The 13,946-nt window shown below is 71.1% G+C and carries 10 protein-coding genes; all 10 read right to left on the bottom strand.

Going from position 1 to position 13,946, the window contains the following annotated elements:
* Nucleotides 1-1,698 (bottom strand): ATP-binding protein (locus ACFQVC_RS40065; protein WP_381840839.1); only part of this gene is annotated, 1,698 nt, incomplete at its 3' end.
* Nucleotides 1,699-1,790: 92 nt separating this feature from the next.
* Nucleotides 1,791-1,973 (bottom strand): hypothetical protein, encoded by a 183-nt coding sequence (locus ACFQVC_RS40060; protein WP_381840822.1) that lies wholly within the window; start codon nucleotides 1,971-1,973, stop codon nucleotides 1,791-1,793.
* 276 nt (nucleotides 1,974-2,249) lie between these two features.
* The gene (locus ACFQVC_RS40055; protein WP_381840819.1) at nucleotides 2,250-2,930 is read right to left on the bottom strand and encodes a hypothetical protein; all 681 of its coding nucleotides are present in this window, start codon (nucleotides 2,928-2,930) and stop codon (nucleotides 2,250-2,252) included.
* Nucleotides 2,931-2,986: 56 nt separating this feature from the next.
* The gene (locus ACFQVC_RS40050; RefSeq protein ID WP_381840816.1) at nucleotides 2,987-5,227 is read right to left on the bottom strand and encodes an MMPL family transporter; all 2,241 of its coding nucleotides are present in this window, start codon (nucleotides 5,225-5,227) and stop codon (nucleotides 2,987-2,989) included.
* A gap of 284 nt (nucleotides 5,228-5,511) precedes the next feature.
* Nucleotides 5,512-7,608, bottom strand: coding sequence for a phosphocholine-specific phospholipase C (locus ACFQVC_RS40045; protein ID WP_381840813.1), 2,097 nt, complete (start codon nucleotides 7,606-7,608; stop codon nucleotides 5,512-5,514).
* A gap of 327 nt (nucleotides 7,609-7,935) precedes the next feature.
* A complete protein-coding gene (gene gatB, locus ACFQVC_RS40040; RefSeq protein WP_381840810.1) occupies nucleotides 7,936-9,447 on the bottom strand; it encodes an Asp-tRNA(Asn)/Glu-tRNA(Gln) amidotransferase subunit GatB in 1,512 nt (503 codons plus the stop codon).
* 16 nt (nucleotides 9,448-9,463) lie between these two features.
* Nucleotides 9,464-9,703, bottom strand: a complete 240-nt coding sequence (locus ACFQVC_RS40035; RefSeq protein WP_381840807.1) for a hypothetical protein — start codon at nucleotides 9,701-9,703, stop codon at nucleotides 9,464-9,466.
* The gene (gene gatA, locus ACFQVC_RS40030; protein WP_381840804.1) at nucleotides 9,700-11,211 is read right to left on the bottom strand and encodes an Asp-tRNA(Asn)/Glu-tRNA(Gln) amidotransferase subunit GatA; all 1,512 of its coding nucleotides are present in this window, start codon (nucleotides 11,209-11,211) and stop codon (nucleotides 9,700-9,702) included. The genes ACFQVC_RS40035 and gatA overlap by 4 nt, the downstream gene beginning before the upstream one ends.
* 5 nt (nucleotides 11,212-11,216) lie before the next feature.
* The gene (gene gatC / locus ACFQVC_RS40025; RefSeq protein WP_381840801.1) at nucleotides 11,217-11,513 is read right to left on the bottom strand and encodes an Asp-tRNA(Asn)/Glu-tRNA(Gln) amidotransferase subunit GatC; all 297 of its coding nucleotides are present in this window, start codon (nucleotides 11,511-11,513) and stop codon (nucleotides 11,217-11,219) included.
* Nucleotides 11,514-11,721: 208 nt separating this feature from the next.
* Nucleotides 11,722-13,839, bottom strand: a complete 2,118-nt coding sequence (locus ACFQVC_RS40020; RefSeq protein ID WP_381840798.1) for a putative bifunctional diguanylate cyclase/phosphodiesterase — start codon at nucleotides 13,837-13,839, stop codon at nucleotides 11,722-11,724.
* Nucleotides 13,840-13,946 lie beyond the last annotated feature (107 nt).

Genomic DNA, 13,946 nt, shown 5'->3' with positions numbered 1-13,946 from the left:
CGGGGCGGGGAAGCGGTCGTCCTGGGCCGGGGCGGGGAAGCGGTCGTCCTGGGCCGGGGCGGGGAAGCGGTCGTCCTGGGCCGGGGCGGGGAAGGGGTCGTCCTGGGCCGGGGCGGGGAAGCGGTCGCCCTGCCCAGGAGTGGCGAACGGGCCTGCCTGGCTTCGGGTCCCGGGCAGGGTGTTCTCGCTCTCCAGGAGCCGCAGCGCCCGCTTGGTGATCTTCAGGGCGGTCTCACGGTCACCGCACAGCCGCCCGGCGACCGCTGCTTCCGCCATCAGGTCGAGATAGCGCAGCGGCGTGGTCTCCGGGTCACAGCCGCAGGGCGGATAGCCCTCGGCGTAGTCGGCGGGGCGCAGCCGGTCGCGGATCTCCGCCGGGGCGTCCTCCCACAGCTCCATCGCCCGCTCCAGGAGCCGCAGTTGCTCGGCGTAGGCATGCCGTCTGCGGGCCTCGACGGAGGCGCGCAGGACCGCGGGCAGAGCCTTGGCGGCGTCGTGCGCGGCGTACCAGTAGCTGGCGAGGCGGGTGGCGCGCTCGTCGGCGCGGACGAGCGTCGGGTCGGCCTCCAGGGCTTCGGCGTACCGGCGGTTGAGCCGGGAGCGCTCGCCGGGCAGCAGGTCGTCGCTGACGGCCTCGCGCACCAGGGAGTGCCGGAAGCGGTAGCCGTCGCCCTCGGCGGAGGCGAGCAGCAGATGGGCGCCGACGGCCACGCGCAGCGCCTCGATGAGGTCGTCCTCGGCGAGCCGGGACACCTCGGCCAGCAGGTCGTACTCGACGGTGGAGCCGCCCTCGGCCACGATCCTGGCCACCTTCTGGGCGTCGTCGGGCAGCGCCTCCACGCGTACGAGAAGCAGGTCACGGAGGGTGTCGGGCAGGCCGCTGCCCTGGTCCTCGTCGCGGGCGCAGACCAGTTCCTCGACGAAGAAGGCATTGCCGTCGGAGCGCTCGAAGACCACGTCGACGAGGGACTCATCGGGCTCGGAGGCGAGCATTCCGGTGACTTGGCGGCGCACTTCGGCGCGTGTGAAGCGGGGCAGTTCGAGCCGGCGCACGGTGCGCAGCCGGTCCAGTTCGGCGAGCAGCGGGCGCAGCGGATGGCGGCGGTGGATGTCGTCCGCGCGATAGCTGGCGATCACGACGAGCCGGCCGCGGCGCAGGGTGCGGAAGAGATAGGCGAGGAGCTGGCGGGTCGAGGCGTCGGCCCAGTGCAGGTCCTCGATGACGACGACGAGGGTGCGGTCCGCGGTGATCCGCTCAAGGAGGCGCGCGGTGAGCTCGAAGAGGCGGGTCATGCCGTCTTCGTCGTGACGCTCGGCGCGGGCGGGCCCCTGCCCGGCCTCGGCGAGTTCGGGCAGCAGCCGGGCCAGTTCCTCCTCCTGGCCCGCGGCGGCGGCCGCGACGTCGTCGGGCAGCTGTCGGCGCAGGGAGCGCAGAGCGGTGGAAAAGGGGGCGAACGGCAGACCTTCGGCGCCGACTTCGACACAGCCGCCGAGCACGACGACCGCGCCCGCTCGGCAGGCGGCGGCGCTGAACTCCTCGATGAGCCGGGTCTTTCCCACTCCGGCCTCGCCGCCGAGCAGCAACGCCTGCGGCTCTCCCGCGGCGGCGCGGGAGAGCGCTTCGTTCAAGGCGGCCAGTTCGCCGGTGCGGCCGACGAACACGGGGCTGAGGGACCTGGTCTCCACACCGGTGAGCATCGCACACGAGTCCGACAACGAGGTTTCCGTCTCAGGGGTGACGGTGCGCACCGGCGCGGGGCCGCCGTGCCGTCCCGCACTCACCGCCCGCCTCACGCGGCGCGGGCGAAGCGGGTACGGCGCCGCGGATCACTCACCTGCCCCTCAGGAGCACGGCCGCCTGAACGGCGGGAGAAGCGACGGGAGTTACGGGTCTTGGCGGCCGTGCGGGCCTCCACCGCGAGACGGTGGGCCGCGGCCTCGGCGATCAGTTCGCTGTGACGGAGCACGTGCATTTCGTACGCGTACATGGCTTTTCCCCTCGGTGGACCGGCGTTCCGCCGGCGGTTGCGGTATCGCTTTCCGCGATGCCTCAACCTTCGTCTCCAAGGGGGCGGCGCCACATCGGGAGATCGCCGCATCTCTGCTGAGGCGGGAGCCTTAGGCCGCGCAGGGAGGGGACTTACGTCGGCCCAAGGCTCCCGGTCCAGTGGGGCACGGGGCGCTCGGGAGCGCGCCCGGCAGGCGTACGTACCGGACGTACCGGGCGTACGGGGTTCTGGCGCAGGGCACTAAGGCGCGGACGGCAGCGCCAGCATCACGTCCGTGTACTTGGCCACGGCCAGAACGAGGCCGATCGCGCCGAGCCCGAAGCCGGCCCAGGCCACGGACTTGATCCAGGGGGCCTGGACGCGACCGGGGGTGCCGAACGCGGGCCGGGCCAGAACCGCGGCACCGATGATCACTGCGAGCAGCGCGAAGGCACCGGCGATCAGCGCGGTGAGCTGCCACTGGTTGCCGTAGAGGGCTTCGAGCTGCTTGGCGACGCCGGCGGTCTGTGCCGTCTCCAGCTGGCCGACGAGGTTGGAGCGGGCGGCGGCGATCGTGCCGACCCAGCTGCCGGTCAGGGACACCACGCCGAGGCCCGCGGCCACCACGGCGGCGGCACCCTGGCCCACACCGTGGGGCTTGGCGGCCCCGAGACGGGCCTCGTCGTTCTCGTCGTCCAGGGCCTCGTCGTCGGCGTCGACGTCCTGCGCGTCGGCGCCCTGCGCGTCGGTGTCCGGTGTGTCGGTGTCCTGCGCCTCGCCCTTGGAGAGCTGGTTTTCGTCCGTTCCCTTGGAGAGCTGGTTTTCGTCCGCTCCCTTGGAGAGCTGGTTTTCGTCCGCCCCCTTGGAGAGCTGGGTTTCGTCCGCGGCAGTCTCTGCCTCGTCCTTGGTGGCGGTCTTGTCCGTCTTGGTCTCTGTGGTCATCTGACTCACGCTAGGCGCCGCGTCTGAGAGCTTTCTTAACGGGGTCCCCCATCGGTTCAGCGGGGTACCCGTTCGGCGGACACGAGGCCGTCGTCGTCCTTGTCACCCTCGTCGCCCCGGCCCGTACGCTGCCCCGGCAGCCGTGCCGTGCGGCACTCCGGCGGCTCGATGCTGATCCGCGGCAGCCAGCGGTCGAGGCGGCGCGGCAGCCACCAGTTGGCGCCGCCGAGCATATGCATGAGGGCCGGCACGAGGAGTGTGCGCAGGACGAACGCGTCCAGGGCGACCGCGGCCGCGAGCGCGATGCCGAACATCGCGATCACCCGGTCCCCGCTGAGCACAAAGGCCAGGAAGACCGAAATCATGATCACCGCCGCGGAGTTGATCACGCGGCTGGTCTCGGCGAGCCCGACCCGGACGGCCCGCCGGTTGTCGCCGGTCTCCAGCCACTCCTCGTACATCCGGCTCACCAGGAACACCTGGTAGTCCATCGAGAGCCCGAAGAGCACCGACACCATGATCACGGGCAGGAAGGGTTCGATCGGCCCCGCGCGGCCGAGGCCGAGGAGCTCGCTCCCCCAGCCCCACTGGAAGATCGCGACGACCACCCCGAAGGCGGCGGCGACCGCGGCGACATTCATTGCGGCGGCCTTGAGGGGTATGCCGATGGAGCGGAAGGCGAGCAGGAGCAGCAGACAGCCGAGGCCGATCACCACGCCCACGAAGAGCGGCAGCTTGCCGACGATGACCTCGGCGAAGTCGTCGTAACTGGCGGTGATGCCGCCGACGTACGCCTCAAGAGAAGAGCCGGATTCGGCGCGGGGCAGGACGTCGTCGCGGAGCTTGTCGACCAGTTCGCTGGTGGCGTGGGACTGCGGCGCCGAGCCGGGCACGACGGTCAGGAAGCCGATTTCGCCGCTCTTGTCGTACGTCACAGGGGTGACGGCCGCGACGCCCTCGGTGGCGCGCAGGGTCTCGGGGAGGCGGTCGAGGGCGAGCTTGTCCTCGGCGCCGTGCACCTCGCCGACCAGGGTGAGCGGACCGTTCACGCCAGGGCCGAAGCCCTCGGCGAGCAGGTCGTAGGCCTGGCGCGTGGTCGAGGACGTCGGGTTGTTGCCCTGGTCGGAGGTGCCGAGGCGGAGCGAGAGCGTGGGCAGCGCGAGCACCGCGATGACGATCAGGGCGAGCACGCCGAGCAGCTTGGGGCGCTTCTCCACGAACGCCGACCAGCGGGCGGCGAGACCGGTGGGCAGCTCGGGCTGCGGCCCGTGCTCGGCGAGACGGCGGCGCTCACGCCGGGACAGGGCGCGCGGGCCGATATACGCGAGCAGGGCGGGCAGCAGCGTCACCGAGGCGGCGACGGTGAGCACGACGGTGAGGGACGCGGCGATGGCGACGCCGTTGAGGAAGCTCAGGCGCAGGATCAGCATGCCGAGCAGGGCTATGCACACGGTGGCGCCCGCGAAGGCGACGGCACGTCCGGTGGTGGCGACCGCGTTCTGCGCGGCCTCGGCCACGGACAGGCCGCGTTTCAGTCCGCGGCGGTGCCGGGTCACGATGAACAGCGCGTAGTCGATGCCGACACCGAGGCCGATGAGCATGCCCAGCATGGGCGCGAAGTCGGCGACGGTCATGAGGTGGCCGAGCAGCACGATGCCCGCGTAGGCGGTGCCGACGCCGACCAGGGCGGTGGCGATCGGCAGCAGGCTGGCGGCGAGCGAGCCGAAGGCGAGGAACAGCACGACCGCGGCGACGGCCACGCCCACGGCCTCCGCGATATGCCCCCCGGCGGCTTCGGTGAGCCCCACGGCGGTGCCGCCGAGCTCCACCCGCAGGCCGTCGGACTGGGCCGCCTTGGCGGTGTCCACGACGGCCCGGGCCTCGGCCTTGTCGACGGAGCGCGCGGGCTGCTCGAAGGTGACGGTGGCGTAGGCGGTGTGCCCGTCGCGGCTGATCTGGCCCGCGCCGTCGGCGTGGTACGGGCTGACGACAGAGGCCACACCGGGCAGCTGCGCGACCTCGTCGAGCGTCCTCGTCATCGTCTGCTGGACGGCGGCGGCGTTCACGGTGCCGTCGCCGGTGTGCCAGACGACGGTGTTGCTGTCACCGCTGAGCCCGGGGAAGCCGTCCTTCAGGAGCTCGGTGGCCCGGCCCGACTCGGTGCCCGGCACGTCGTAGTTGTTGGAGTAGGCGGAGCCGGCGAAGGCGGCCGCGGCGCTGACGCCGCCGAGGGCGAGCAGCCAGAGCAGAACGGCTACGAGGCGGTGACTGACACACCACCGTGCGAGTGCTGCCACGGAGCTGCTCCCTGGATGGTTCGTGGATCTTTACCGGGAGACGGCCCGCAAAGAACGCTTGCCCGCTGCATACGTGATGTCAGGACACACTCAATGTCAGGACACACGCGATGCCAGGCTCCAACGGCAGTCACTCTTGCAGCAGAAAGAGATCCTTTGTCCCTTTCGTGTCCTTACTCACAGGAGACGCGCACCGGTTCGGTGCGGAGGTCCCGGGCCCGTGAGAACAGGGGCCCGGGACCTACACCGGTCAAAGGGACGAGACCGGGGGCGGCTGGGCGGGGTCAGCCCGAGACGCTCGCCCGGCCGTTCTCGATGTGCCCCATCAGGCGGCGCCGGAACTCCTTGTCGCCCTCGGCGACGACCTCCAGGTCGTACCAGCCCTGCGCGGCTGACGTCCGGTGGGCGAGCGTCCGGCTCTGTCCCGGCCGCACCGTGACCTTGCGGGGCGAGGTGTCGGCGTAGGCGAGCGGGCGCACCGTGAAGGTGAGTGCCGTGCCGCCGGTGTTGCGGAGCGTGAGATGGACTTCTCGCGCGCGTGCGTCGAGATACGTCGTCACCGAGGCACCGCCGCCGGCGCTTCCCGCGAACTCGCGCCGGAAGCCGTTGGGCCCGGTCACCGTGAAGCGATAGGCGCCCTTGGTAAGGGGCACCTGCAATTGCGCCTTGCCCCTTACATCGACGTGCTGCGGGACGGCGTACTCACCTGCGTACGGGTAGAGCGCGAAGTGCGCGCTCGAGCGCCCGGTGTTCGTCAGACGCAGATCGAAGCGGCTGCCGTCGGCGGCCACGGCGCCGTGTGCGTCCGGCTGGTACGGCAGCGCGCGGGCGGGGCGCCGGCCCGGCTCCTGCTCCGGCATCTTCTGGTTCAGGGGCGGCTGCGGGTTCCAGCGGCCGGAGAACGGCGGGACCGCGCCCGGCTGTTCGACATCGGGCTGCGGGCGCCCGCGCGAGAAGTCGAAGGCCCCGGTCAGATCGCCGGTGACCGTGCGCCGCCAGGCCCCGATATTGGGCTCCCGCACCCCCGTCCACTTCTCCAGGAAGCGGACCACCGAGGTGTGGTCGAAGAGTTCGGAGGAGACATAACCGCCCACCGTCCAGGGCGAGACGACCAGCATCGGCACCCGGATCCCGAGGCCGGTCGGCACTCCCTTCCAGTGCTCGTCCGTCACGTCGGCGGGCGGCACGGGCGGCGGCACATGGTCGAAGAACCCGTCGTTCTCGTCGTAGTTGATGAAGACGACGGTGTGCCGCCACACATCGGGGTGGGAGGCGAGCGCGTCGAGCACCTTGTAGACGAGGGTGGCGCTCTGGATCGGCGACGAGCCGCTCGGGTGCTCGGAGTCCAGCTCCGACGGCACCAGATAGGACACCTCGGGCAGCTTCCCGGCGGCCACGTCCTTGCCGAACTCCTCGGCGAGCTTGCCCGTCGGCACCCGGCGCAGACCCCGCTCGAAGAGCGAACGCTCGGCCTTCGTCAGCGTCGCGACGCCCTCTTCGAGCACCGCGAGCAGCCTGGCCCGCTCGGCCTCGTCCGCCGCGGCCCGCACCTTGGCGTAGAAGGCCTCCATGTACGTGAGGCCGGTCTTGGCGAGCACCTTGCGCGCGATGGCCTTGAAGGTGGTGAAGAACTCGAGCTGGTTGTCGGTGAAGTTCTCCCACTCGGTGTACGTACGCCAGCTGCGGCCCGCCTTCTCCAGGCGCTCGGCGTAGGTGCCCCAGCCGTAGCCGGGGTGCTTGCCCTCGTCGTACGCGGCGTTCTCCACGGCCCGCGAACCGTCCGCCTCGTAGCCGGTCTTGCCGCTCCACAGGTGGTTGCGGTTGGGGCTGGTCGAGGTGTGGATCGAGGAGTGGTAGGCGTCGCAGACGGTGAAGGTGTCGGCGAGTTCGTAGTGCAGCGGGATGTCCTCGCGCGTGTAGTACGCCATCGTGGCCGCGGACTTGGCCGTGATCCAGCCGTCCATCCAGCCGTTGTTCCAGGCCTTGGCGCCGCCGCTCCAGGAGTGGTCGAGGGCGCCGATGTACTGCAGGTCCTTCTTCTGCGCGGCGGCGGCCTCCCGGACCGGGAACGGCAGCACCGTGTTCAGGAGCGCGGGCTGCTCGAACACCGGCTTCCCACTGGGCAGTTGTACGGCATTGCGGTCACCGAAGCCGCGCACCCCGCGCAGGGTGCCGAAGTAGTGGTCGAAGGACCGGTTCTCCTGCATCAGGATCACGACGTGCCTGACGGCGTCGAGACCGCCGGACGGCGGCTCGTGGGCGAGCGCCGCCTGCAGCGAGGGCGGCAGGAACGAGCCCGCCGCGGCGGCCCCGACCACACCGCCGCCGAGCGCCAGCAGTCTGCGCCGTGACAGCCCTGTATCCGCATGGTCCGTGGCCAAGTGATCCTCCCGAGTCCGGTGTGACGCTGCGGAACGTATTCAGGACGGGTGGATCAGGGAAGACATCCGGACGACCTCGGCGTGAACGGTCCAAGCACCGGGGCCCGATGTCCAACCCCGCGGACGCGACGCGTAGTTCCGCTCCCGCCCGCGCGTGGACTCCGCATACGGGAGAGGGCGGAACCGGATCGCTCCGGTTCCGCCCTCCACGCGCGCGTGCACGTGCACACGTACGCAATGCCGTGGCCGTCAGGCCTGGACGGCTGTGGCTGTGGCTGTGGCTGTCAGCCATCGACCGCCGTGGCCGTCAGCCCTCGCCAGCTCTCGTCAGCCCTCGACGCCCAGCTTCTCCAGGATCAGCTCCTTGACGCGGGCCGCGTCGGCCTGGCCGCGGGTGGCCTTCATGACCGCGCCGACCAGGGCACCGGCCGCGGCCACCTTGCCGCCGCGGATCTTGTCCGCGATGGCCTGGTTGCCGGCGATGGCCTCCTCGACGGCGGCGGTCAGCGCGCCCTCGTCCGAGACGACCTTCAGGCCGCGCTTCTCGACCACTGTGTCCGGGTCGCCCTCGCCCGCGAGCACGCCCTCGATCACCTGGCGGGCCAGCTTGTCGTTGAGGTCACCGGCGGCGACCAGGGCGCACACCCGCGCGACCTGCTCGGGCGAGATGCCGAGCTCGTCGATCGGGCGGCCCGTCTCGTTGGCGTTACGGGCGAGTTCGCCCATCCACCACTTGCGGGCCTGGTCGGCCGGGGCGCCCGCGTCGATCGTGGCGACGATCGGCTCGATGGCACCGGCGTTGAGCAGGGACTGCATATCGTGCTCGGACACGCCCCACTCCTCACGGAGCCGGTTACGGCGCACCCGCGGCAGCTCCGGAAGACCGGCGCGCAGTTCCTCGACCCACTCACGGGACGGGGCGACCGGCACCAGGTCGGGCTCCGGGAAGTACCGGTAGTCCTCGGCCTCCTCCTTCACACGGCCGGAGGTCGTGGAGCCGTCCTCCTCGTGGAAGTGCCGGGTCTCCTGCACGATCGTGCCGCCGGAGGAGAGCACCGCACCGTGGCGCTGGATCTCGTACCGGGTCGCGCGCTCGACGCTGCGCAGCGAGTTGACGTTCTTCGTCTCGCTGCGGGTGCCGAACTTCTCGGTGCCGTGGGGGCGCAGCGACAGGTTCACGTCGCAGCGCATCTGCCCCATCTCCATGCGCGCTTCCGACACTCCGAGCGCCTTGATGAGCTCACGCAGCTCGGCGACATACGCCTTGGCGACCTCGGGGGCCCGCTCGCCCGCGCCCTCGATGGGCTTGGTGACGATCTCGATCAGCGGGATACCGGCGCGGTTGTAGTCGAGCAGGGAGTGCGAGGCGCCGTGGATCCGGCCCGTCGCACCGCCGACGTGCTTGGACTTGCCGGTGTCCTCCTCCATGTGGGCACGCTCGATCTCCACGCGGAAGACCTCGCCGTCCTCCAGCTGGACGTCCAGATAGCCGTTGAAGGCGATCGGCTCGTCGTACTGCGAGGTCTGGAAGTTCTTCGGCATGTCCGGATAGAAGTAGTTCTTCCGGGCGAAGCGGCACCACTCGGCGATCTCGCAGTGCAGCGCGAGGCCGATCTTGATGGCGGACTCGACGCCGGTCGCGTTGACGACGGGCAGCGAGCCGGGCAGACCGAGACAGGTCGGGCAGGTCTGCGAGTTGGGCTCGGCGCCGAGCTCGGTCGAACAGCCGCAGAACATCTTGGTCTTGGTGCCGAGTTCGACATGGACTTCGAGGCCCATGACGGGGTCGTACGACGCGAGCGCGTCCTCGTACGACACCAGGTCAGTCGTGACAGTCACGGTGAAACTTTCCCTCTCAGCTCAGCAGGACGTCGTCGTCGCCCAGGCGCTTCAGCTCACGGACGAGCAGAGCGACACCGGTGGCGATGGCGGCGGCGGACACGATCGCGTCGACCAGCTGGAGCGCGTCGTGCTCGGTGCGGGCCCGGCGCGCCTGCTTGATCACGCTGATCGCGCCGAACGCGGTGGTGCCGATGGACAGATACGTGCCGGTACGGGACTTCTTGAAGCCCTTGGCCTTGGCCAGCGTGCTCACAGCGACGGAGCCTCCTCAAGCAGCGGGTGTCCCCACTTTTCCACGAAGGCGGCCTCGACGGCGGCGCCCACCTTGTACAGGCGGTCGTCCTTCATGGCGGGGGCGATGATCTGCAGTCCGACGGGCAGGCCGTCCTCCGGCGCGAGGCCGCAGGGCAGCGACATGGCGGCGTTGCCCGCCAGGTTGGTCGGGATGGTGCACAGGTCGGCGAGGTACATCGCCATCGGGTCGTCGGCGCGCTCACCGATCGGGAAGGCGGTGGTGGGCGTCGTCGGCGAGACGATGACGTCGACCTGCTCGAAGGCCTTCTCGAAGTCCCACGTGATGAGCGTGCGGACCTTCTGCGCGGATCCGTAGTACGCGTCGTAGTAGCCGGAGCTGAGCGCGTACGTGCCGAGCATGATGCGGCGCTTGACCTCGTCGCCGAAGCCGGCCTCGCGGGTGAGCGCGGTGACCTCCTCGGCGGACTTCGTGCCGTCGTCGCCGGTCCGCAGGCCGTAGCGCATGGCGTCGAAGCGGGCCAGGTTGGAGGAGCACTCGCTTGGCGCGATCAGGTAGTACGCCGACAGGCCCAGGTCGAAGGACGGGCAGTCGAGCTCCACGACCTCGGCGCCGAGCTCCTTGAGGAGCTCCACGGACTCGTCGAAGCGCTGCACGACACCGGCCTGGTAGCCCTCGCCGCGGAACTGCTTGACGACGCCGACGCGCATCCCGGCCACCGAGCCGTTCTTCGCGGCCTCGACGACCGCCGGGACCGGGGCGTCGATGGAGGTGGAGTCCAGCGGGTCGTGCCCGGCGATGGCCTCGTGCAGCAGGGCCGCGTCGAGGACCGTACGGGCGCACGGCCCGCCCTGGTCGAGGGAGCTGGAGAACGCCACCATGCCGTACCGGGAGACGCCGCCGTAGGTCGGCTTGACGCCGACGGTGCCGGTGACGGCCGCGGGCTGGCGGATGGAGCCACCGGTGTCGGTGCCGATGGCGAGCGGCGCCTCGTACGAGGCGAGTGCGGCACTGGAGCCGCCGCCGGAGCCGCCGGGGATCCGGGTCAGGTCCCACGGGTTGCCCGTCGGGCCGTACGCGCTGTTCTCCGTCGACGACCCCATGGCGAACTCGTCCATGTTGGTCTTGCCGAGGATGACGACGTCGGCGGCCTTGAGCCGCTTCGTGACCGTCGCGTCGTACGGCGGGAGCCAGCCCTCGAGGATCTTGGAGCCGACCGTGGTCGGGATCCCCTCGGTGGTGAAGATGTCCTTCAGCGCGAGCGGTACGCCGGCCAGCGGGCCGAGCTTCTCGCCCTTGGCGCGCTTCTCGTCGACGGCGCGGGCCTGCGCGAGGGCGCCCTCGCGGTCGACGTGCAGGAAGGCGTGCACCTTCTCGTCGACGGCCTCGATACGCGCCAGATGCGCCTCGGTGACCTCGACGGCCGTGAGCTCACCGGAAGCGATCTTCTCGGCGATCTGTGCGGCGGTGAGCCTGATGATGTCGGTGTTGATCTTGCTGTCCGTCATGACTGCTAGTCCTCCCCCAGGATCTGCGGCACCTTGAAACGCTGCTGCTCCTGGGCGGGGGCGCCGGAGAGCGCCTGCTCCGGGGTGAGCGACGGACGGACCTCGTCCGTGCGCATGACGTTCGTCAGCGGCAGCGGGTGGGAGGTCGGCGGTACGTCTTGGTCGGCGACCTCGGAGACGCGGGCTACTGCGCCGAGAATGTCGTCGAGCTGGCCGGAGAAGTGATCGAGCTCTTCATCCTTCAGCTCCAGACGCGCCAGCCGAGCGAGGTGGGCGACCTCCTCGCGCGTGATGCCAGGCATGCGGATCCTCACTGGGGTGAGCGTGATGGTGTCTGGCCCAATCCTATGGGGCGCCGCCCCATGCCCGTTAAACGGTTTCCCGGCGGAGCCCCGCAGCCCGCCGCGGAACGGGTCCGGGGGCCGTTCAGGGGGCCGTCCCGGGGCGGCAGGAGGCCGTCCCGGGGCGAGGCGAACCGTTACCCCACGATGTGCGTCTCGCGGTGGACCGCTACTTCACGACGTGCCCGGAGGGCTGATCCGCACCCTCCTGGGACTCACGCTCGGCCTCGGAGGCGATCTCCGCGGGACGGCGCCAGCCGCGCGAGCCCCTGGCACGGAGCCAGGCCGTCGTCTCGACCGCGGGCATCGCCGCCGCGACCAGCCAGCCCTGCACCGCGTCACAGCCGAGATCGCGCAGCCGCTCCCAGGTCTCGTCGTCCTCGACGCCCTCCGCGACGACCAGCAGGCCGAGGGAGTGCGCGAGGTCGACCGTGCAGCGCACGATCTCCGCGTCCTCGTTGTCCACGGCGAGACGGGCCACGAAGGAGCGGTCGATCTTGAGCTCGCTGACCGGGAGCCGGCGCAGATGCACGAGCGAGGAGTACCCGGTCCCGAAGTCGTCGAGCGACATCTTCACTCCGTGCCCGGTCAGCCCGGCCAGGGTGTCCGCGGCGCGCTGCGGGTCCTCGAGCAGCACGTGTTCCGTTATCTCCAGCTGCAGCGCCCCCGCGGGGACGCCGTGCCGGGCGAGACGGGCGGCCACCGCGCCCGCGAATCCCGGGGTGTGCACATCGCGCGGCGACACATTCACCGCGACCGGCACCTTGAGGCCCTGCGCCTGCCAGCGGGCGACCTGGGCGAGAGCGGTCTCCAGGACGTACTCCGTCAGGTGCGGCATCAGGCCGGAGGACTCGGCGATGGCGATGAACTCGTCCGGCGGGACCTTGCCGCGCTCCGGGTGCACCCAGCGCACCAGGGCCTCAAGACCCGCCACTTGGCCGTCGAAGCGGACCTTCGGCTGATAGTGCAGCTCGACCTCGCCCGCGTCGAGCGCGCGCCGCAGATCGCCCAACAGGCCCAGGCGGTCAGGGGTGTTGGAGTCCCGCTTCGACTCGTACACCTCGACGCCGGTGCGGTCGCGCTTGGCCTGGTACATCGCCACATCCGCCCGCCGGAGCAGGCCTTCCGCGTCGAGCGCGTGATCGGGGAAGACCGCGAGCCCCGCGCTCGCCTCCAGGACGAGGGTGAGGCCGTCCAGATCGAGCGGGGAGCTGAGCTCGGCGACCAGGGCGCGCGCCACCCGCTGGGCACTGGTCGTGGAGTCACAGGTCGGCAGGAGTACGGCGAACTCGTCGCCGCCGAGCCGGGCGGCCTCCGCGCCACGGGGCAGCGCGTGCCGCAGCCGGTCGGCGATCTGCAGCAGCAGCCGGTCGCCGGCGAGATGGCCGAGAGTGTCATTGACCGAGCGGAAGCGGTCGAGGTCGATCAGTACGAGAGCGGAGCGGGCGCCGATGCGCTCGGCGTCGTCCAGGGCGGTCCAGGTGCGCTCCAACAGCCACTGCCGGTTGGGCAGTCCGGTGAGCGGGTCGCGCAGCTGCTCCTCGGCTCTGGCGCGGGCGATCCAGAGCGTGGAGTCGAGGGCGATCAGCGGGACCGCGAACAGCGGCAGCAGGATCGGCAGCGCGATGGCGACCACGCAGATCAGCGGGGCGATACCCAGCAGGGCGACCCCCACGAGCGCCTGCCGGACCAGGGCCGTGCGGGCGACGGTGGGCAGCCCGGCGGAGTGCGGCGCGTGCACGTACCAGAGCAGCAGGCGGGTGGTGAGGAGGTACGCGGCGGCGACGAGCGCGATCTCGGGGGCGCTCCACAGGTTCCAGGTGTCCGGTTCCCACGGGTCCTCGACGGTGGGCGCCTCGCCGAAGGCCGCGAGGACCAGGGCGCCGGCGCCGATGCCGAGGATGTCGACGGCGCCGTGCAGGACGGCCTGCCGCCAGCGGTTCCGGCGGGCCGCGCCGACCAGGACGACGACGGTGAGGCTGACCATGCCGGCGGGCACCCAGCCGTAGAGCAGCAGGACGGCCAGGGTGAGGGCGGCGCCGGAGCCGGTGCCGCCCCACCAGCGCTCACGGCCGAGCGCCACCAGGTGGCCGACGATGACCCCGGTGAGCACGGCGAGGGCCCAGCCCACGACGGAGCCGGGGAACAGGGCGTGGTCATCGGTGAAGGCCCGGAAGAAGCCCGCTGCCAGCACGATCGCGGCTGTGGCGGTGACCACGACCGGCAGTACGGGCAACCGCAACCGGCGCAGCCCTGACACCGGATCGGCGCTCTCGGTCGGTTTCATTCCCGTCCCTCTCACAGCCGGCGGTGCCCACGCCACGCGGCCCTCATGTTCAGAAGTCACCGCGTCTGAAAACCCACCACGCAGCTGGGCACGGCAGGCGCACTTCT

The organism is Streptomyces monticola (assembly GCF_042665355.1).
Lineage (GTDB): Bacteria > Actinomycetota > Actinomycetes > Streptomycetales > Streptomycetaceae > Streptomyces > Streptomyces monticola.
Note: the sequence above shows the minus strand (reverse complement) of the source record. Positions and strands in the feature narration are given on the sequence as shown.

What these genes read in the sequence shown, in the direction of transcription:
- ACFQVC_RS40060 (WP_381840822.1), bottom strand. Translation starts at nt 1,973, where the DNA reads ATGCACGTGCTCCGTCACAGCGAACTGATCGCCGAGGCCGCGGCCCAC.
- ACFQVC_RS40020 (WP_381840798.1), bottom strand. Translation starts at nt 13,839, where the DNA reads ATGAAACCGACCGAGAGCGCCGATCCGGTGTCAGGGCTGCGCCGGTTG.
- gatC (WP_381840801.1), bottom strand. Translation starts at nt 11,513, where the DNA reads ATGCCTGGCATCACGCGCGAGGAGGTCGCCCACCTCGCTCGGCTGGCG.
- gatA (WP_381840804.1), bottom strand. Translation starts at nt 11,211, where the DNA reads ATGACGGACAGCAAGATCAACACCGACATCATCAGGCTCACCGCCGCA.
- ACFQVC_RS40055 (WP_381840819.1), bottom strand. Translation starts at nt 2,930, where the DNA reads ATGACCACAGAGACCAAGACGGACAAGACCGCCACCAAGGACGAGGCA.